The sequence below is a fragment of the Photorhabdus sp. RM323S genome, assembly GCF_042879375.1.
In the GTDB taxonomy this organism is placed as follows: domain Bacteria; phylum Pseudomonadota; class Gammaproteobacteria; order Enterobacterales; family Enterobacteriaceae; genus Photorhabdus; species Photorhabdus tasmaniensis.
Window position 1 is genome coordinate 1 of the sequence record NZ_JBHFKZ010000059.1, and the last position, 20,904, is coordinate 20,904.

Below are 20,904 nucleotides of genomic sequence, written 5' to 3' on the forward strand. Positions count from 1 at the left end.
TCAAATGCATTGAAAAATACACTATATTTGTGACATTCATCTTAATAATAAAATAAAAGATTCCTTATTAACGAAACATTATTTAAATTGATGAAAAATGTGAAGGCAATTAGGTTAAGTGATGAAAAAAATTCCTTTTGATTTAGATGGATATGAAATTTCCTTTGGTTACACACGTAAAACCAAGATTCCGATTATAAAAATAATCCATCCCCAAAATGGCCTTTCTATTAGACCATTTTATAGTGTCAATAGAGAGAATTTACTTGAAAGAATTCAATATGAAACAGGCTTAAACGATAAATATATTGAGTTAATGAATGAACATTTTCAAGGGCTAAATTATCCTTAAAAAAACCAAACATAACAGGATCCTATCTCCTGCCATTTTTTTCACATTGCGTTTGCTGGTGAGATTAACGACCTAATCCATCAGCAAATAACGAGTAGAAAGCACTGATTCTATTATTCTTAACAATAGAGCTTAAGGCTACTAATCTGATAAAAGATAGACGGTATTTATAGGTTACCGTGATAGTATCTCAATAATAGGGAAATCCTTAAAAGATTTTGCAGGAAATTTAGAAAAGTAACGACAATAAATCACTACCTACTTCAAAATATAAAATGAAATTATTCCATTTGGCACTATAATGGCAGTAATTATCAAACAAGAATTATTGCGTCATTAGAAGGAAAAATTTATATTCTGGCAAAGAATAACCCTTAATATGTGAATCTACCTGTTAATTATAAACTTAATGAAACAATCTACATTTTTCTTTTATTTTTTCTGTTATATAGTAAAAAAAAACAGAAAATACCAAGCATGTACCTGCAACTATCGCATACTGATATCGATTTTCTAATGTTGACATCAGTGTAAAGTAGACTAAACCCATGACAAAAAATACACACAGAGTACCAATTACTGCTTGTACTATATGCACTACAGTGTTCATCAATATGCTTACTATCTTCATTTATCTAGCCCTACAGAGAATTCATCAAATATTTCATTAAATAAACCTCGATTTTCGTCATACGCTTCCAATGCTCTGACATATGGCTCCATTTTACTCTCAACCAAGAAATAGAGTAAATCCAAGTTACCCTCTCTCCTTAATAACATATATAAGTTCGGGTTTGTTTGAGCTAATTCCTTAGAAGTATAGATCGTCCTGGATACTGACACCCCACAAGGTCGCAGTAAATGTTACAGATCCGCCAAGCTTAATGAACCATTTTTCATAATCTAATGGAATAACCCACATTTTTCTTTTATTTTTTCTGTGATGTAGAAAATAAAAGCAGAAAACGCCAAGCATGTACCTGCAACTATCGCATACTGATATCGATTTTCTAATGTTGACATTAGTGTAAAATAGATTAATCCACCAATTGAAATTGTGCCAACACTAACAGCTAACCCTTGTATTAGATGCATCACGATTTTCATCAATATACTTATTATCGTCATTATCATTTATCCAGTCCTGCGGAAAATTCATTAAATAAACTACGATTTTCTTCATACACCTCTAATGCTCTGACATATGGCTCCATTTTACTCTCAACCAAGAAATAGAGTAAATCCAAGTTACCTTCTCCTTAATGACATATATAAGTTCGGGATTGTCTGCCACAACCCGCAGAAATTAACCCTTGGTTTTGACCTTTAACCGTTAAATAAATTAAATTTGACATATTCACCTCATTTATCATTTCAATACTTTAATGCATATTGCAGTAGGCAGATCAATATTGTCAAGGATAAATGTTCTAAAAACATACAATAATTTATTCCAAGCCCCAAAAATGTTAATAACTGACATCCCATCGTAGCGCAGAAAGTAGGAAAATATGGATATGATATTGCAATCATATGGATTCTCTAAGATAGTAAGCAATAATTACCCATATTTCTGGGCAAAATATCATTCCCCTCTCTAAAAAGCAGAAAAAACAAATAATTAACCTCATTGGACATTGAACAACAATGAAAAATAGCAGCGAACAACCCACTTTCTACATTCATGACTACGAAACTTTCGGTAAACATCCTGCATTGGACAGACCCGCTCAATTTGCCGGTGTCCGCACTGATATGGATTTCAATATTATTGAAGAGCCATTAGTTATTTACTGTTTACCTGCCGATGATTATCTCCCTCAACCGGAAGCGGTCATGATCACAGGCATTACGCCTCAGGTTGCACGGGAAAAAGGGGTTAATGAAGCGGAATTTGCCCGGCAAATTCACAACGTATTCAGTGTACCGAATAGCTGCATCCTCGGTTATAACAATATCCGGTTTGATGATGAAGTCAGCCGGAATATTTTTTACCGTAATTTTTATGATCCCTACGCTTATAGCTGGCAAAAAGGGAATTCCCGTTGGGATTTGCTGGATGTATTACGGGCCTGTTATGCTCTGCGCCCCGAAGGTATTATCTGGCCCAAGAATGACGATGGTCTGCCCAGCTTTAAACTGGAGCATTTGACTAAAGCAAATAATGTTGAGCATCTACAAGCTCACGATGCAATGTCCGATGTTTACGCCACGATTGCAATGGCAAAATTGCTTAAACAAGCTCAACCTAAAATGTTCAATTATTTCTTTCAGTTAAGAAATAAACAGAAAGTCAGCAATCTCATCGATATTCCTCAAATGAAACCATTGGTTCATGTTTCCGGTATGTTTGGCGCTGCCCGTAGTAATACCAGTTTGGTTGCTCCTTTGGCATGGCATCCAATAAACCGGAATGCCGTTATCATGTGCGATTTGACCAAAGATATTTCACCATTATTGGAACTGGATGCAGATGCTTTACGTGAACGTTTGTATACCCGCCATGATGAATTGCAGCCGAATCAGCCATCAGTTCCTGTCAAATTGGTTCATATTAATAAGTGTCCGATAATCGCACCTGATAACACGTTGAGAACAGAAGATGCTCAACGTCTTAAATTGGATCGTGATCATTGTGAAAAAAATCTAACTATCCTACGAAATAATCCACAAATCAGAGAGAAAGTTGTCGAACTCTTTGCTGAGGCTGAGCCTTTCCCTGAATCAGATAATGTTGACGCTCAACTGTATAATGGCTTTTTTAGTGATGCAGATAAAACAGCGATGAATATTATTCGTGAAACATTACCTCAGAATTTGCCTGCGCTTGATCTGACTTTTCAGGATCCAAGGATTAAAACGCTGTTATTCCGCTACCGTGCCAGAAACTACCCTGCGACTCTGACTGATGATGAACAACAAAGCTGGTTGCGTCACCGTCAAGATGTATTAACTCAAGACAGACTCAGTGAATATATCTTTATCATTGAACAGCTCTTTATTGAACACCAAGGCAACGAAGAAAAATGCCGTCAACTTAAAGCACTAATGGAATATGCAGCGGAACTGGCTGGGTAATTAAACAAATAAGTGGACAAACATAGAATGGCGAGCTACACACTCGCCTTTCTTTCTAACAGGATAATTTTCATCAATCCTGACAGATTTAAACTTTTTTAGCATCAGCATCGTGTTATAAATGCTGAGAATATTAACATTAAGATCCCCCGCCCCAATTTTTCAGTTTGGATGTTTTTCCAATTCCTGGGTTGAGCGTATTAGTAGGATCGGCAATCCGGTAAAAAGCCTTGAGATGAGGTTTAGCCTGATACAGATGTCCCACATTATGTTCTGCCGGGTATTCCGCACCTCGTTGATCAAGAAGTTCCATCATTCTTTCTTTCAGTGCATATACATCCACGCCTTTCTTCACAATATAATCCTGATGAAACACATGGCACATAAAGTGTCCACAATAAAGCTTGTGCACTAATACATCATCAAACTCCGGTGGTAATTGTTCAAACCATTCACGATCATTACGGCGCAGAGCGATATCAAGCGAAAGGATATTCTCCACTTCATTGCTATGCATAGCATGATAACGAATCGCCGCACCGGCAGCGGAGAAACGATGTAGGAACGCTTTAGCCCCTTCTTCCGGCGTACAGGCAAAGAATGCGCCCTCTGCTCGGCTGAAATAACTTTCCAGCCAATTTTTGGCTTCCTCAACACCATCACCAGACATTTTCAATATCAAATGGTGCTCAAAACGATGTCGATATTCTTTCAAACGCTTAGGCAAGTGGGGAGGAAATAAGCGACTCAACCCTTGTATTATGCGATCTATCAAATGGGAAGGTAAAAATGGGACCTTGTTGAAAATAGCGTCCATTCGTCCTTTCAAGGTAAAATAAGCCGGCATCTTATCAGTGCCAAACTTATCAATCATAATAAAAGTATCTTTACCGTAAATTTCTGCAATATCGAAAATATCCCGGTGCATATATTCACCCGCCACCGGTAAATGACGAAAATTCGCTAATATATGACGCCGCAATTCCGCCAATACGTCAGTTTGATTAGTGCCAATATAAAATACCTGAGACAATGGCTCTGCCGGGAAAGTATCAAGCCGGACCGCAAACACAGCCAATTTACCTGCACATCCTGAGGCTTCGAACAGACGGCGTTCGTCAGAATTAAAACGAGATGGTGTATCAGCATTTATATCACGTACTCGTTGCGCATACTCACAATCAGACGCTTTACGCTGACCATACTCTACATCTTGCTCACTGTAACGTTGTTCTTCCAGACAAGAGAGGATCTCTTCCGGTGTTTCTCCCAAATAGATACCCAGATGATTAATCAATTCTGGTTTACCACGTTCATTAACCCATCCGTACAACGCCATTTCAGTATAAGCTGGCCCACGATGAACTAGAGAGCCACCGGAGTTATTACAAACACCACCAATCACAGAAGCACCAATACAGGAAGAGCCGATAATAGAATGCGGCTCGCGTCCCAGTGGTTTCAGGGCACGTTCAAGTTGCCACAATGTACTGCCAGGCAGTGCAACTACTTGGTTACCCTGTTTCAGGATCTGTATTTTATTCATGCGCAATGTACTAATGATCACTATGTCGCGGTCGTAATCCTTACCATTTGGAGTAGAGCCTTCGGTCAAACCCGTGTTGGCCGCTTGCATCAAGATGATTTTATCTACTTCAACGCAGGCTTTAAACACACGCCACTGTTCCACCAGCGAACCAGGAAATACCACAGCTAAAGCGTCACCTTGGCCAGAGCGAAAACCTTTACGATAACGTTCAGTTTTATGGGGAGCAGTCAGGATATGAGATTTACCGACAATATTGGTCAAGGCAGTGATGAATTGTTGATTTTGAGAGGTCTTTGCATCATTCATGGTCTCTTCCTCTATAATTTAATCGCCTCTCAGAGCATAGATTGTTTTTCTCCATCTACCGTTGAAATTTTTCTTATCTGCAAACTGCCTCCCTGTTTTTTTTCCTAAGATTCTTATTATGAATTATTACTACAAGAGGAAACACAAAAAACAACGGCACCAAATTCGGTGCCGTTATTCTTTTTCAAACCGGAGACTAAACCATTTCAGAACACTGAGGCATCGGCTGACGGAAGCTGCGGGTCAGGAATATCATATAAATCAAACCAATTGCTCCCCAAGTCAGCCCTAACTCCATAGAACTTTGTTCCAGATTCATCCACAGCACACCAACAGTACAAGCCCCAATCACCGGTAATACCAGGAAGTTGATTGTATCTTTCAGTGTACGGTGACGACGTTCACGAATATAGAACTGAGAGATGACCGACAAGTTTACAAAGGTGAACGCTATCAGCGCACCAAAGTTAATCAGAGCCGTTGCAGTAACCAGATCAAAGGTCATTGCAGACAACGCGACAAGACCGACCAGCAATACGTTGATTGCTGGAGTTCGCCATTTCGGATGCACATAGCCAAATACTTTCTCAGGAAACACACCATCACGCCCCATAACATAAAGCAGACGGGAAACACCTGCGTGAGCCGCCATACCAGAAGCCAAAACGGTGACACAAGAGAACACCATAATGATGGACTGAAATAAAGTACCCGCTACATACAGCATAATTTCTGGCTGGGCTTCATTCGGGTTCTTGAACCGAGAGATATCAGGAAAATAGAGCTGTAAGAAATAAGAAACCATAATAAAGATGATGCCGCCGATTAATGCCGTCAGGAAGATCGCTTTCGGGATCACTTTGCCTGCATTCGGCGTCTCTTCGGACAACGTGCTAATGCTATCGAATCCCAGGAACGAAAAACACAAAATCGTTGCCCCGGTAATCATCGGGATTAGATGGGCATCTTCAGAAGTAAATGGTCTTGCGCTCCATAAAGTTCCAACACCTTCTCCATTGTATACACCGTGGATCAACAAGCCCACGAATACAAACATAACTGCAACCTGAACAATAACAATACCGGTGTTGAGATTAGCAACAACGTTAATACCACGCAGGTTAAAAACTGTCATTAGCAATGTCAAACCTACAACGAAGATCCACGGATCTACGCTGGGAAAAATGGCCTGGAGATAAATTTTCGCCAACAAGATATTTATCATTGGCATGAACAAATAGTCCAGCAATGATGACCAACCCACCATAAAGCCAACATGAGGGCTGATGGATTTTTGTGCGTAAGTGTATGCAGACCCGGCAGAAGGGAAACGTTTTACCAATTTCCCGTAGCTCAGGGCAGTAAACAGAATTGCGATCAAAGCAATAGCATAAGATGTTGCTACATGACCATCAGTCAAGCCAGAAACAATCCCGAAAGTATCAAAGATGGTCGTAGGTTGCAGATAAGCAAGCCCCATCATCACCACCTGAACTAAGGTCAGTGTTTTTCTGAGTTGAACACGATTGTTCGCACCAGTTTGGTTGGTGCCAATTGGAATTGCAGTATTATGCGACATGAGCGAAACCTCCCATAACTTCGATTCGTGTTACGGTACTACTTAATCGACAGTTACTGGGAAGACTTCGCTTCTGCCTATAGGCAGTGGAATTAGAGGCTGGATTATACGCAGAGCTCAACGCTCCGTAGTCATCAACACAGCAGCTTGCGCCAATTGGCACAAGTGCGAAAGAGAATAATTGCTCCATATTAGCGTTCCTCATTACGGCAACCGATTCTTGTTATGGTTGCTCGTGGGCCAATTATCTATCCGGCTCAGAGTCCGGCCTCTAGTATAGTAAAAAATAAGTCTAAGCAAAAAAAATAACCGACACATATAAACGCATCAGTTATTTTCCAGTGGGCGAATTCTGCACTTGAAGACTTGAAATAGCAATAGTCACCGCACTAAAAGTCCATATTTTTTACCACACAAAATTGGTCACGCTATGGAATTTAACTATGTCTTATACATTCTTTTGACATGTATTAAGTTGTAGCACAACACAAAATGGATTGCCACCCAGTTTTTGCGGGTTAAGTAAAAAACAAAACCCCCAGCCAAAAGCAGGCAAGGGGTCAGCGACACATTGAATAAAAGTTATTTATCAGAAGTCATAGGTGATGCCAATGTTATAGCGACGACCATCCAGTTGTGCCCCATAATTTTCTTCCGTAACGCGTTTATCAAATACGTTGTATACCCCACCTAACACACGTAACTCTTTAGTCAGATTATAGCTGGCACCAATATCTACAAAAGTATAGGAGGGAGTTCCCTTGTCCATACGGGTACGTGACAAGTAATCCGAAGTTTTGCCGCGGAAGTTAACGCGCGTCCAGGTTTGCATTTCCGGTAAAGTCTGCCAGTTCAAAGTCGCATTTGCCATATGTTTAGGCGTTTTGTTCAGTGCTTTCCCTTTGAAATCCCCGCTTTTTTGCTCTGAATCAGTATAAGTGTAGTTTGCTGTCAACGACCAGTCTTCGATGATATCCCAGTTCATTGTCGCCTCCACACCATGCATATTTACTTTATCAACGTTCTCACGTTTACTAATAAAGTCATAAGTTACTCCATTAACTGGAGCACATGGTTTAGCGCTGCCTTTATCGCAATCTCTAATTTCAGTGATCTTGTCTTTAAAATCTGTATTAAAAACAGTTACACCAATATTAAAGTTATCCTGATTGTTCCAGATAACACTAATTTCTTCACTAACAGTTTTCTCTGGCTTAAGATCTGAATTGCCTAAAATCATGCCTTTCAAGAAACGGCCACCCGTTGCTTGCCCCCAATTTGGAGCTACATGACGCAGATCTGGTGAGCGATAACCCGTGGAGACACCACCTTTAATCGTCCATTGTTCATCCACATGCCACACGCCATACAAACGAGGCGTCCAGTGAGCACCAAAGTTTTCGTCTTTATCCATACGGATGCCGCCAGTCAGAGCAAAATCATTAGTCATTTGCCACTCATCTTCAGCAACCAACGCCCAACTCCAGCGAGTTAATTTATTCACATCGCTTGCTGAAGGCAATTGGTTACCATCATCTCGCAAATCTTCATAACGATACTGACCACCAATGCTTACTGTATGATCATCCAGTATGAAGACTGAATGATTATTAAATACCGTCTCATTATATTTCATGTCACGGCCAGGGTTACGTGACTCGTCACGCTGAATGTAGGTATTTATGGTACCAAAGTCATAGTTGCCATTATGAGTGATAGAATAATTATTACGTTTATAGCGATTTATATTATCATCACAAGATCTTGGCGTGCATTCACGCGTCTTACCGATAGTTGAATCACGATCCTGCTCATAGCGACCCGCTACGAAATCAAAAGTATTCTGTTCATCAGGTGTCAGAGAAAAAGTTGCTGAACCGTTGCGCATTTCCTGCTTGTTAAAGCCGCCAATAAATTTATCTTCGCGGCGGTGAGAATACAGTCCATGCACTTTTAATCCCAATAGTCCATCAATTATTGGGCCTGCTGCATAAATGCTACTCTGATGGCTGTTACCCGAATTTTTACGTTCAGTTAAAGTGGTATCAGCACGAAGACTGGTTTTCCACTCTTTCTGCGCCTTACGGGTAATAACGTTAATCACGCCCCCCATCGCATCAGAACCATACAGAGAGGACATAGGACCACGTATTACTTCAATGCGTTCAATAGCAGCCAGCGGCGGCAACCATCCCTGCTCAATACCGGAACCATCACTGTTTGGGCGGGTATTACGGGTATCAACACGCTTACCATCAACCAGCATCATGGTGTATTTAGACGCCATACCACGAATACTAATATCACTGCTACTGCCGCCACCCGTAACAACAACACCTGGCACATCTTTCAATGCATCAGTCACATCACGATAAGCTTTGGTTTCTAATTGTTCACGGCTCACCACAGAAATAGACGCTGGTGCATCTTCAATTTTCTGTTGGAAGCCTGATGCTGTAGTCACAACAATGGTGTCATTACTGCTACTGGCCGCAAAAACAGAACCCGATGAGATGGCAGCAATAACCCCTAATGCGATTTTTCTTTTATTAAAAACACCCATTCCCGATTCTCCAAGAAATATAATTATGTTTTATTAATTTATAAGATGGATAATTAACATATACTCAAGCAATGAGGGAAAAAACACTCACCTCTGTATGGTTTTATTATTTTTTTATTATATCCCTTTACATTTTATTACTATAAAATATAAGGAAATATTCCCTATCAATTCTAATTAAATTATTTTATATTTACCTTTCTTTGCAATAAATAAAGAGTGGCCCTGAACATTACCCAGATAAAAATAGCGGTTTTTAAATGCATTATACTATGAGCGAAATAACTCATTCCTCATATACTATATAATTACGTTCCGTTTTCTATGCTCTGCCCATGCCCACAGTTTATCAACAACATATTTTAAAACAATAAGTTACAATAGACTCTAACTGGCTAACTTGGAAACCAATCCATCAATCAATACCTGCGGGACACCCTGAGAACAGTATTCAATTCGGCCTCTGACACCATAAACTTGTGCCAGACTATCCGGTGTAATAACTTGTTCAGGAACGCCTTCCGCAATTAAATTCCCTTTTTGTAACATTAATACATGGTTACCATGGCGCAAAGCAATATTAATATCATGTACCACTACTACTGTAATAATATTACGACGATATGTTTCTTGTGCAACCAAATCCATAACATGATATTGATAATTTAAATCCAGTGCGCTTAAGGGTTCATCTAATAATAACAATGTTGGTTTACGAATTAACGATTGCGCCAATCCGACTAACTGTTTTTGACCACCGGATAATTGATCCAAATAACATAACGCCAGATGTTCAATCCCCAACTGACGTAACAAAGACATCACTTCTTCTTCACTGGTTTCAGAATGACACCCACCGGATGCCCGCTGCGCAACAATAATGGATTCCAACACATGTAAATGAACACCAGCAGGCAAACTTTGTGGCAAATAAACCACATTTTCTGCGCGCTGGGCAAAATTCATTTTCATCAAATCCTGACCATCAAGCCAAAGCTGCCCACTGGCGCGATTTAATCCAGCCAAAGAACGCAAAAGTGTTGATTTTCCGCTGCCATTTGGCCCTAGTAATACCGTAATTTTTCCACGGGATAATGCTGAAACATTCAGATTTTCAATGACGGGATTTTTCGGATAGCCCGCGCAAAAATTATTAATCGTTAATCCCTGATTCATACATTCCCCCTATGGCGTAAAATTATGCTAAGGAAGAATGGAACCCCAACCAATGCGGTAACTATCCCAACTGGAATAATGACACCTGGGATCAGGTTCTTCGAAGCAATGGATGCCATAGACAACACCAACGCTCCAATCAGCGCACTGGCAGGCAAATAGAAGCGGTGATCCTCACCAAACACCAAGCGGGCAATATGTGGCGCGACCAAACCGATAAAGGCAATTGGTCCAACAAATGCAACCGCTAAAGCAGAAAGAATACTGATGCGTAATAATGTACCCAAGCGCAGACGACGAACATCAATACCAAAACTGATTGCACGATCTTCCCCCAAGCGCAACGCTGTCAGTTTCCAGGAATTCATCATTGAAATCGGAAAAATAACTGCAAATACCAGCAACATAACACCCAGTTTTATCCAGGTTGCTCTGGCAAGGCTACCCATTGTCCAGAGTACCAGCCCCTGAAGAGTATCTTCAGTTGCAATAAACTGCATCATGGAAACCAGTGCGTTAAAAGTAAAGACCAATGCAATACCAAATAATACCACTCCGGCAGTAGCAACCCTTGTCCAACGGGTAATGGCATCCAACAACAACGCTGCCAACAAAGCAAAAATGAAGGCATTCGCAGAGATGAGCCATTGGTCAGGTACGCCCGGAATACCAATACCTGACACGATGGCCAGCGCAGCACCAAACGCAGCCGCCTGAGAAACACCTAAAGTGAAGGGGCTTGCCAATGGATTATTCAGAATTGTCTGCATTTCAGCACCAGCCAGCCCAAGAGACAGGCCGATCACCACCGCCATCAAGGCGTAGGGTAAACGGATATCCCAGACAATGACCCGTGTACCCGCATCCATACTCTCTGGCGACACTAAAGTCTGCCAGAGAGACTGCAAAGATAAACCTGAAGGCCCTATAGTAAAATCCAAGACCAAGGAAGCACCGATAACCAGGAAGATGAACATCATCATCACGATACGGCGGCGTAAAATATGTTGATAATGGGCTTTTACACCGCTGTCATCTGATTGTTGTTTCACCGTTGGCATAAGCTCGGTTGTGGTACTCATTATTTCTGTTACCTATCCTACTGATCACTTCTCACTGACCCAGTAAACACCTGATGGCTCAATCGCCAGGAATTTACTGTGTAATTCATTCAGTGTCTTTTGTGGATCTAAATCTGCAAACTGTTCAGGATAGAACCACTTGGCAAATACCTGAGCAACTATCACGTTATATGGAGAGTTGTAGTAGTTATGCCAAATAGCATAATCTCTGCCCTCTTTAACCGCAGTCAACGAGCTGATACCTTTGCGTTCAGTCATTGTTTTCAGACTGGCTTTTGCCAGTTCAGTTGTTGATTGCGCCCCCAGTTTTACACCCGGTTCATTGCTGTCTGGCGCTTTTGCACCACTGGCGATGTAAATATAAGGATCAGCAGCAATAACTTTTTCGAGGTTCATGTTGCCAAGCGCGCCTGGCAGAACACCTTTGGCAATATTTTTACCACCAGCCAGATCGATAAAGTTACCCAGATTACCATTACCGGCCGTCCCACAGCAGTCTTCAAACGCGCCAGCTCTCAAATCGATAAATACGGTTGGCTTTTTCTCTTCCGGAATTTTACTGGTGATTTGAGTGACCAGCTTGACATTTTTCTCATAAAAATCAGCGTACTCTGCCGCTTGTTTTTCACGGTGCAATACTTTACCCAGCATACGAATGCTCGGCAGCGTGTTTTTTAACGGCTCGGTACGGAAGTCAACAAAAACAACCGGAACACCTGCCTTTTCAAGCTGGGTAACTAATTCACTGTTTTTACCAGGGCCATGACCGGATAAGCCAAAAATAGCAATGTCCGGATTGAGAGTTAACACTTTTTCAGCGCTAACGCTGTCAGCACTGGTGTTACCAATCAAAGGGATCTTGTCAATCTCAGGAAATTTAGCTTTATAGACAGCATAGGACTGTGGATCCAATTTGCGGAAATCACCTTGCCAACCCGCAATACGAGCCAAGGGTTTATCCCCTTCAAGTAAAGCGACAGCATGAAACAAACGGCCTTCACCCAACAAAATACGGTTTATATTTTCAGGAACTTCAACAGTGCGACCAGCTACATCAGTAACCGTTTCTGCCCATGACGCGAAGCTTGCCATGACTGCTGAACCTGCCAATAGGCTGATATTAATACTCTTTGCAATAGATCGAGATACAAATTTCACTTTGCTAGCCCCGTTCATATTAATAATTATGGCGCTAACAATAAAGCAAACGAGAATAATTATCAATATGATTTACACAGATTTTAGTAAATTGTGTAACTAATTTCACGACTAACCCTATGAAAAATAAAAAACCACCCATTCGGTTACAAAACGGGCGGCTTCTCTGATTTCTATCAATAACTTTTTATTTACTCCAATAAATAAACGTTAAGATAATAATAAATCAATCGTGAATCGAATTAAAAAACCCGTAAAACCATGCCGAATTGACATCTTTCCCATGCCAGCCTGTTAATCATCATTTAACGTGGTCAAATTCTCTTATTTGTGATATCAGGAAATTTCATCTCGTTATATTTAATAAAGTGGGTTTTCTTCACCAACTTATAACCAAACCAAATCAACAGGAATAGTGGAATACCCACATAAGTTGCAGTTACACCATACCAGTCAATTTTATCTTGCAGAAATGCCTGATAATTCTGCCCTAATGTGATGGTCAGACACAGAATAAACGCAAAGATTGGACCAACCGGGAAAAACCCTGAACGATACGGCAGTTTACTCAAATCCAGACCCTGAGCAACGTAACCACGGCGGAAACGATAGTGGCTGATAGCAATCCCCAACCAAGCAATAAAACCTGTCATACCCGAGGTGTTCAACAGCCACAAATAGACGGTCTGGTTACCGTACATAGAACTGAGGAAACACAAAGCAGCAACAACCGTTGTTGCATACAAGGCATTACGTGGTACACCCCCTTTGGATAATTTTCCAAAAATCTTTGGGGCCTTGCCTTCTTTTGCCAGTGTGAACAACATACGGGTAGAGGCATACATACCTGAGTTACCGGCAGACAACACCGCTGTCAAAATAACAGCATTCATCACAGCCGCAGCTGATAATAAACCGGCATTTTCAAATACCAGCGTAAACGGACTGACACTGATATCTCCTACCTCATTACGAAGCAAACTTGGATCAGTATAAGGAATGATCAGGCTGATAATCAGGATCGCAAAAATATAGAACAGCAGAATACGCCAAAATACTTTACGTACTGCGCGGGGAATATTTTTTTCTGGATCTTTGGATTCACCCGCAGCGATACCAATCAGTTCAGTTCCCTGGAAAGAAAATCCAACTATCATTGCCACACCAATCATAGCGGAAAAGCCACCGGCAAAAGGCGCATCACCAACGGTCCAGTTATGCCATCCGGCACCTTCCGCACCTTTCATGATACCGGTTATCATCAGTAATCCGACCACAATAAAAACAATAATTGTGCTGACTTTAATCAAAGAGAACCAATATTCAGCCTCGCCAAAACCCTTCACTGAAATAAAATTCAACAAGAAAATCAGTGCGAGGAATAGCGCGCTCCAGATCCAGCCCGGCATATCGGGTAACCAGTAGTTCATCACCAACTGAGCAGCAACCAAATCCACAGCGATAGTCACCGCCCAGTTGTACCAGTAGTTCCAGCCAAGGGCGAAACCAAATCCTTCTTCAACATATTTAGAACCATAAGTTGAGAAAGAACCGGAGACAGGCATATAAGCAGCCAATTCCCCCAAGCTGGTCATCAGGAAATAAACCATCAGGCCAATTAATGCATAGGAAAGTAATGCTCCGCCAGGCCCTGCCTGTGAAATCGTCGCACCTGAAGCCACGAATAGCCCGGTGCCTATCGATCCGCCAATGGCAATCATCGCCATATGCCGTGCTTTCAATTCACGGCGCAAATGTTGCGTTACTGGTTTCTGGGAAACACTTTGTTGCTGAGACATTCTGTTCCTGTTAGCTGCAAATAAGTCTGATGGCGGATTGTAACAAATCCTCACGGTCAAAATAGCGAGGAAGCGCTGTTATAAGATACCTTCATAATTCAGAGAAAATTATAAGTAATACAGGTAATTCTAAATTTTAAACAAAAAATAAAATTCACTGGCAATAATTAAGCAGTTTTTGCAATGTATTGGACATGTGCTTTTGCCGATGATGAATCAAGTACAACATCCTGAAAAGTTTCAATTCTGGCACCTTCAACTCCAGCAAAGTATGATTTTCCAATTGCTCTGCAACGACCCGTCTGGATAAGCAACTAATCCCCATGCCAAATTTGACCGCATGTTTTATCGCTTCGGAATTTCCTAACTCCATCAAAATCTTGAACCCAGGTAAGCGGGCAAACAACAGATGATCCAACACCTCTCTTGTCCCCGAGCCCCTTTCCCTTAATATCCATGATGCTTTGGCTAAATCATCCAGTTTCAGATTCTGTTGCGCTAGCGGGTTTTTAGGAGAAGAAAAAATAACCAACTCATCCTCCATCCAGAGCTGAGTTATTAATTCAGGGCTGTGACAAGAACCCTCTATCAAACCAAGATCAACACGGAATTCCAACACAGAATTGATGACATCCTGAGTATTACTGATGTTTAACTCCAAGGGTGTATCAGGAAAATCCTGACGATAATCTGCCAACATTTCCGGCAACATATAATTACCAATGGTACTGCTGGCGGCAATACGTAATGCCCCCATCTCTTGTTTGAATAATTGCTGAATTTCCCCCACCTGTTCCAGCAATGCCAAAGCCTTGGGATAGAGTAGACGTCCATGCTCATTAGTCACCAACCGCTTTCCTACCCTGTCAAAAAGCTGTACGCCAAGCTGGCTTTCCAAATCCGTTAATGAAGCACTCACTGCGGATTGAGATAGCGCTAACTGCTGAGAAGCTTGTGTCGTTGAACCGCTTTTCAATACCTCCGTGAAAACTTCCAATTGCCTCAGTGTGATATGCATATTGCCCCGCAAGATATGGTGTCAAAATAAATCGTTTTAATTTTATACAGCAATAAACAACTTAACAAAAATCCTCTTTTTATTACCACTTTTTCTGATTATACATAAAAATATTATCAATTTTAATGATAAAATGGTTTGCTATATGCTTATACTTAGAACATATAAGCAAAGTGAGAAATATCTATGTCTGACATTCATGACGAAAAACTCAGTCAACAACCATTAATTCCCGGTATGAAATTAATACCAGGGCTCATGCTGGCGGCAATATTGACGGCAATTTCAATATACGCCGGAAATATCCCGTGGTTTGTTAATATGGGGCTAGGCGCACTGACACTGGCGATCCTTGCAGGCATCGTTGCTGGTAATACCTTCTATCCTGTACTCAAATCTCATTGTGATCAGGGTGTTCATTTCTCAAAACATTATCTTCTGCGGGCAGGCATTATTCTTTATGGCTTCCGTCTGACATTTCAGCAAATTGCCGATGTAGGTACTACTGGCCTGTTGATTGACGCTATTATGTTATCTTCGACTTTCTTTATTGCAATCTGGCTGGGCAAATCACTCTTTGGATTAGATAAGCAAACCTCAATACTGATTGGTGCCGGCAGCAGTATTTGCGGTGCAGCGGCCATTATGGCAACAGAGCCGGTTGTGAATGCCCCCGCCAGTAAAGTTGCTGTTGCGGTGTCAACAGTTGTCATCTTCGGGACTATCGCTATTTTCATTTATCCATGGTTTTATCAGCTCAATGAGCATTATCAATGGATCCCATTGACTCAAGAAGCTTTCGGTATCTTTACAGGCTCCACCATTCACGAAGTTGCCCAGGTTGTTGCTGTTGGTCATGCTATTGATGATCAAGCAGAGAACGCAGCGGTTATCAGCAAGATGATTAGAGTGATGATGCTGGCACCATTCTTGTTGTTATTATCCAGTTACATCAGCCGGGCCGGTGCAAAAAATAGAGAGAAAAACCAAAAGAGAACGCCCATTACCATTCCCTGGTTTGCTGTGATTTTCATTGCAATAGCGGGTGTTAACTCTTTCGATTTGTTACCTACCATAATAGTGAGTTATCTGATTCAGATTGATACTATTATGCTTGCCATGGCAATGGTTGCACTAGGTTTAACCACCCATGTAAGTGCCATCCGTCAGGCTGGATTTAAACCCATTTTACTGGCCCTGATTTTATTTATATGGCTAATGGTTGGTGGATTCTCGATAAATCTGGGTGTTCAATATTGGTTTGGTTGATTGGAACATGTGCATTGAGGCGCTGCAACAACCTATGACCTTTTCGTCCTTAAGCTTCAATGAGCGATTGAACCATGTCAAAATGGTGTAAACAGGAAGGAGAAGAATGATGAAATTTATTGGAGCCCACGTCAGCGCTGCCGGCGGCGTCGATCAGGCAGTTATCCGGGCACACGAATTAAAAGCTACTGCTTTTGCCTTGTTTACCAAAAACCAGCGCCAGTGGAACGCACCACCTTTAGCCACTGATATTATCGATAAATTTAAAGAAAATTGTGAGCGCTATGGATTTGGTAGCCGGCAAATTCTCCCTCATGACAGTTATCTGATAAATCTTGGTCACCCAGACACTGAAGCACTGGAAAAGTCCAGGCTGGCTTTTATTGATGAAATGCAACGTTGTGAACAACTGGGTATTGATTTATTGAATTTCCATCCTGGCAGCCATCTCAATAAGATAGAGGTGGATAAATGCCTGACACGAATTGCAGAATCTATCAACATCGCTCTCAATAAAACGCAGGGAGTCACTGCGGTTATCGAAAATACAGCAGGTCAGGGCACAAATCTGGGGTTCAAATTTGAACATCTGGCAGCAATTATTGACGGAGTTGAAGATAAAAGCAGAGTTGGCGTCTGTATTGATACCTGTCACGCTTTTGTCGCTGGTTATGATTTACGTACCGATGACGTTTGCCAGCAAACTTTTCAGGAGTTTGAAAAAATTGTTGGCTTTCAGTATCTGTGCGGAATGCATTTAAATGATGCCAAAAGTGAATTTGCTAGCCGTGTTGACCGGCATCATAGCCTTGGGGAAGGAAATATTGGCAAAACCCCTTTCAGTTATATTATGCAAGATGCCCGTTTTAATGGAATTCCGCTAATCCTTGAAACAATTAATCCAGATATTTGGCCCCAAGAAATCGCCTGGCTGAAATCACAATAAAATTAATGGCCCTTTTCATCTAACGGGTGTCAGTTCAATTTTAGCCATCATTGCGGCCAATTCAGGGCGATTGCTGATACCCACATTAGGCTGACTAACAGCAAGTGCCGATACAGCGGTTGCCAATCGCAACGTGTGTTCACTGGACTCCCGCATCAGCAAACCATAAACCAAACCACCGACCATTGAATCACCGGCACCCACGGTGCTGATAACTTTACAATGCGGTGGTTTTGCCAACCATGCTCCAGATGCATTAACCCATAATGCGCCCTGCTCACCCAAAGATATAACGACATGAGCAATTCCCTGGTCCCTGAGTTGATGTGCAGCCATGATCACATCGGACAGCTCAGGTAACAAGCGCCCCGCCCAGACCTCAAGCTCATAGCGATTCGGTTTAACTAACCAGGGGGACGCTTTCAGACCCGCAACCAATGCTTCACGGCTGCTGTCGAAAATAATACAAGGACAAAGCTGGCGCAGCTGGGTCATCCAATCAGTAAACGATTCAGCAGAAACACCCGCAGGTAAGCTACCACTGACAACAACCATATCAAACTGTCCAAGCCATGAAAGCGAATCATTAACAAATTCCAACCACTCCGCCTCACCAACATAAAAACCAGAGAAGTTGAAATCCGTCACTTCACCGCTTTCTTCTGTCAATTTGACATTAATTCGTGTTCTACCCGGCACTAAATGGAAACGATTTGCCATGCCATTTTCACTGAAGAATTGCTGAAATCCTTCCTGATTTTCCCTACCCAGAAAACCACTGACAGTGACATCAATGCCTAAATCACGCAAAACTTTAGCAACATTATTGCCTTTCCCGGCAGCATGCAGTCCGGCTGCTTGCACACGATTAATCGCCCCTTTGACGATTTCCGGGCACAATCCAACCAAATCATAAGCTGGGTTTAAGGTGATAGTGGCAACTCTACGGCTCATTTTGCCCGATGTCTCCTAAAGTAGATAATCATCATTACTATGAAATTTTCAGTTCCATTTATACCATTAAAATTGAATCGTTTCAGTTAAATTCCATACTTTATTGATCGTTGTCTTAAACTGATTTGCAGGTAAGAATAGGATTGAACTCTTTTCTCGAAAAGAGATATTAATTTGCTGAAACTTATCTGAAGGAATATATCAAATGTCCGTAATTGTTGGTGTTGGAGTTGTTATTGTGAATGAATATGGTCAGGTATTACTTGGAAAGCGCAGCAGTGAGCATGCTCCATACTGGTCAATATTTGGTGGTCATGTTGATGCCGGAGAAACATTTGAGCAATGTGCAATCCGTGAAGTTGAAGAAGAAACAGGTCTGACGATACAATCACCAAAAGTCTATGGTATTTGTAATAATCTCCAAACTTATCAACAAGAAGGAAAACATACTATTTCGGTGTGCTTGCTGGCAAAACATCCAGGTGGTGAGCCAAAATTAATGGAGCCAGAAAAATGCGAACAACTTATGTGGTGCGATCCTGATAATCTCCCAGAACCTCATTTTGAAGCCAGCCGGAGTGCCATAAAAATGTGGCGAGAGAATCGTTTCTATCTTACCAATTGAACCAACTTATATTAGTTCAATTTCAAATAATCCTTTATGACGTCTATTTACACTCTATACGCAAAAATGTATCTTTAAGCTAGTACAAAGAAACAATATACTCAGCAGGAGTTAATATGTCTATAGAGACAACTCAGAGTTTAAAGCGTCCTTCCATACTGGGTGGGGCAATGATAATTGCCGGAACCGCTGTCGGTGCGGGGATGTTCTCCATTCCCGTGGTAACTTCCGGCGTCTGGTTTACCGGCTCAATTATTTTGCTGGCTTACACATGGGCATGTATGTATTTTTCCGGCTTAATGATTCTGGAAACCAACCTAAATTATCCATCAGGTGCAAGCTTCCACACCATGACTAAAGACTTACTCGGCAAAGGGTGGAACGCAATCAATGGCCTATCTATCGCATTCGTTCTCTATATACTGACCTACGCCTATATTTCAGCGGGTAGTTCAATCATCGCCCGCAATTTTGAAAATATTATTTCAATATCACAGGCTAGTGCTGGCTTTATTTTCGCCCTTGTTGTCTCATTTATTGTCTGGATATCGACTAAAGCTGTCGATCGTCTGAGCACAATTTTGATCGGCGGTATGGTTATTGCTTTTTTTATGTCCGTTGGCGGCATGTTTACAGAAGTTAAATCTGTCATCCTGCTTAATCAGATCGATGCTATATCAAATAACACGACAACAAGTTATATGCCTTACGCTTTAGCCGCTCTTCCCTATTTACTGGCTTCCTTCGGATATCACGGTAACGTCCCTGGTTTGGTGAAATATTATCATAAGGACAGCAAAGCCGTTGTTCGTAGTCTGTTATTCGGTACATTAATCGCACTGGCTATTTATATCTTGTGGCAATATGTCATTCAGGGAAATATTCCCCGTGAAACATTCAAACAAATTATTGCTGATGGTGGGAATATCGGTGATTTACTGAAACAAATGGATAATACAACAAATAGCACAACCGTTACCCAGCTTCTAAATGCATTCTCTTATATGGCATTAGCAAGTTCATTTCTCGGTGTCTCTTTAGGGTTATTTGATTACCTAGCTGATTTTTTTGGTTTTAAAGATAACAGCACTGGCCGGTTAAAATCTGCATTAGTAACATTTATTCCCCCTACAGCCCTGGCTTTGCTGTTTCCCAATGGTTTTCTGTATGCCATTGGCTTTGCCGGATTAGCCGCAACCATTTGGGCCGTTATTGTTCCGGCACTTATGGTGCGGGCAAGTCGCCAGCGCTTCCCTAACGCCAGTTATCGGGCACCAGGTGGGAAATTCCTTATCGGATTTATCATTTTGTTTGGCTTGATGAACGCGGTAGCTCATATCCTGGCCTCCTTTGATTTGCTGCCCGTGTATCGCTGATATACCCGATATTCTTTCTACAAACCCCAACGTAAAAAAACGCCGGGGTTTTCTTATCCCCACTTGCCTAATTC

At 41.5% G+C, this 20,904-nt stretch carries 15 protein-coding genes; 6 read left to right on the top strand and 9 right to left on the bottom strand.

Going from position 1 to position 20,904, the window contains the following annotated elements; genetic code table 11:
* Positions 1–121 precede the first annotated feature (121 nt).
* Both ACGF7G_RS18870 and sbcB read left to right on the top strand, forming a co-directional pair.
* Positions 122–352, top strand: coding sequence for a hypothetical protein (locus ACGF7G_RS18870; RefSeq protein WP_387467534.1), 231 nt, complete (start codon positions 122–124; stop codon positions 350–352).
* Positions 353–1,999: 1,647 nt separating this feature from the next.
* On the top strand, positions 2,000–3,430 hold the full coding sequence (gene sbcB, locus ACGF7G_RS18875; RefSeq protein ID WP_387467535.1) for an exodeoxyribonuclease I: 1,431 nt from the start codon (positions 2,000–2,002) through the stop codon (positions 3,428–3,430).
* Between the two features lie 139 nt (positions 3,431–3,569).
* Here the strand turns inward: sbcB and dld are convergent, their stop codons facing one another.
* The 8 genes from dld to yieE all read right to left on the bottom strand — a co-directional run bounded on the left by dld (position 3,570) and on the right by yieE (position 15,660).
* Entirely contained in the window at positions 3,570–5,285 is a 1,716-nt protein-coding gene (gene dld, locus ACGF7G_RS18880; RefSeq protein WP_387467536.1) for a D-lactate dehydrogenase, read from the bottom strand.
* 196 nt (positions 5,286–5,481) lie between these two features.
* Entirely contained in the window at positions 5,482–6,864 is a 1,383-nt protein-coding gene (locus ACGF7G_RS18885; RefSeq protein ID WP_133812635.1) for an APC family permease, read from the bottom strand.
* 589 nt (positions 6,865–7,453) lie between these two features.
* A complete protein-coding gene (locus ACGF7G_RS18890) occupies positions 7,454–9,427 on the bottom strand; it encodes a ligand-gated channel protein (RefSeq protein WP_387467539.1) in 1,974 nt (657 codons plus the stop codon).
* Positions 9,428–9,814: 387 nt separating this feature from the next.
* The gene (locus ACGF7G_RS18895; RefSeq protein ID WP_387467540.1) at positions 9,815–10,603 is read right to left on the bottom strand and encodes an ABC transporter ATP-binding protein; all 789 of its coding nucleotides are present in this window, start codon (positions 10,601–10,603) and stop codon (positions 9,815–9,817) included.
* Entirely contained in the window at positions 10,600–11,685 is a 1,086-nt protein-coding gene (locus tag ACGF7G_RS18900; protein WP_387467541.1) for a FecCD family ABC transporter permease, read from the bottom strand. The genes ACGF7G_RS18895 and ACGF7G_RS18900 overlap by 4 nt, the downstream gene beginning before the upstream one ends.
* A 24-nt stretch (positions 11,686–11,709) precedes the next feature.
* Positions 11,710–12,861 carry an ABC transporter substrate-binding protein gene (locus tag ACGF7G_RS18905; protein ID WP_207627300.1) on the bottom strand — a complete coding sequence of 384 codons (1,152 nt, stop codon included), beginning with the start codon at positions 12,859–12,861 and terminating at the stop codon, positions 11,710–11,712.
* 296 nt (positions 12,862–13,157) lie between these two features.
* Positions 13,158–14,642, bottom strand: a complete 1,485-nt coding sequence (locus tag ACGF7G_RS18910) for an amino acid permease (protein WP_387467543.1) — start codon at positions 14,640–14,642, stop codon at positions 13,158–13,160.
* Between the two features lie 154 nt (positions 14,643–14,796).
* Positions 14,797–15,660, bottom strand: a complete 864-nt coding sequence (gene yieE, locus ACGF7G_RS18915) for a DNA-binding transcriptional regulator YeiE (protein WP_387467545.1) — start codon at positions 15,658–15,660, stop codon at positions 14,797–14,799.
* A gap of 186 nt (positions 15,661–15,846) precedes the next feature.
* Between yieE and ACGF7G_RS18920 the strand changes: the two genes are divergently transcribed.
* Together ACGF7G_RS18920 and nfo are read left to right on the top strand one after the other, a co-directional pair.
* Positions 15,847–16,929, top strand: coding sequence for a YeiH family protein (locus ACGF7G_RS18920; RefSeq protein ID WP_387467547.1), 1,083 nt, complete (start codon positions 15,847–15,849; stop codon positions 16,927–16,929).
* 109 nt (positions 16,930–17,038) lie between these two features.
* Complete coding sequence (gene nfo / locus ACGF7G_RS18925) at positions 17,039–17,875, top strand: deoxyribonuclease IV (protein WP_387467549.1); 837 nt, start codon at positions 17,039–17,041, stop codon at positions 17,873–17,875.
* Between the two features lie 15 nt (positions 17,876–17,890).
* On the opposite strand, the gene fruK is transcribed toward nfo, so the two are convergent.
* Complete coding sequence (gene fruK / locus ACGF7G_RS18930; protein WP_387467551.1) at positions 17,891–18,829, bottom strand: 1-phosphofructokinase; 939 nt, start codon at positions 18,827–18,829, stop codon at positions 17,891–17,893.
* A gap of 205 nt (positions 18,830–19,034) precedes the next feature.
* On the opposite strand from fruK, the gene ACGF7G_RS18935 reads away from it, so the two are divergent.
* Positions 19,035–19,454, top strand: a complete 420-nt coding sequence (locus ACGF7G_RS18935) for an NUDIX hydrolase (protein ID WP_387467553.1) — start codon at positions 19,035–19,037, stop codon at positions 19,452–19,454.
* Between the two features lie 116 nt (positions 19,455–19,570).
* Entirely contained in the window at positions 19,571–20,830 is a 1,260-nt protein-coding gene (gene mtr / locus ACGF7G_RS18940; protein WP_387467555.1) for a tryptophan permease, read from the top strand.
* Positions 20,831–20,904 lie beyond the last annotated feature (74 nt).

Excerpts from the sequence above, each read along its gene's own strand:
- ACGF7G_RS18870 (WP_387467534.1), top strand. The coding sequence starts at position 122 with ATGAAAAAAATTCCTTTTGATTTAGATGGATATGAAATTTCCTTTGGT.
- sbcB (WP_387467535.1), top strand. The coding sequence starts at position 2,000 with ATGAAAAATAGCAGCGAACAACCCACTTTCTACATTCATGACTACGAA.
- dld (WP_387467536.1), bottom strand. The coding sequence starts at position 5,285 with ATGAATGATGCAAAGACCTCTCAAAATCAACAATTCATCACTGCCTTG.
- ACGF7G_RS18885 (WP_133812635.1), bottom strand. The coding sequence starts at position 6,864 with ATGTCGCATAATACTGCAATTCCAATTGGCACCAACCAAACTGGTGCG.
- ACGF7G_RS18890 (WP_387467539.1), bottom strand. The coding sequence starts at position 9,427 with ATGGGTGTTTTTAATAAAAGAAAAATCGCATTAGGGGTTATTGCTGCC.
- ACGF7G_RS18895 (WP_387467540.1), bottom strand. The coding sequence starts at position 10,603 with ATGAATCAGGGATTAACGATTAATAATTTTTGCGCGGGCTATCCGAAA.
- ACGF7G_RS18900 (WP_387467541.1), bottom strand. The coding sequence starts at position 11,685 with ATGAGTACCACAACCGAGCTTATGCCAACGGTGAAACAACAATCAGAT.
- ACGF7G_RS18905 (WP_207627300.1), bottom strand. The coding sequence starts at position 12,861 with ATGAACGGGGCTAGCAAAGTGAAATTTGTATCTCGATCTATTGCAAAG.
- ACGF7G_RS18910 (WP_387467543.1), bottom strand. The coding sequence starts at position 14,642 with ATGTCTCAGCAACAAAGTGTTTCCCAGAAACCAGTAACGCAACATTTG.
- yieE (WP_387467545.1), bottom strand. The coding sequence starts at position 15,660 with ATGCATATCACACTGAGGCAATTGGAAGTTTTCACGGAGGTATTGAAA.
- ACGF7G_RS18920 (WP_387467547.1), top strand. The coding sequence starts at position 15,847 with ATGTCTGACATTCATGACGAAAAACTCAGTCAACAACCATTAATTCCC.
- nfo (WP_387467549.1), top strand. The coding sequence starts at position 17,039 with ATGAAATTTATTGGAGCCCACGTCAGCGCTGCCGGCGGCGTCGATCAG.
- fruK (WP_387467551.1), bottom strand. The coding sequence starts at position 18,829 with ATGAGCCGTAGAGTTGCCACTATCACCTTAAACCCAGCTTATGATTTG.
- ACGF7G_RS18935 (WP_387467553.1), top strand. The coding sequence starts at position 19,035 with ATGTCCGTAATTGTTGGTGTTGGAGTTGTTATTGTGAATGAATATGGT.
- mtr (WP_387467555.1), top strand. The coding sequence starts at position 19,571 with ATGTCTATAGAGACAACTCAGAGTTTAAAGCGTCCTTCCATACTGGGT.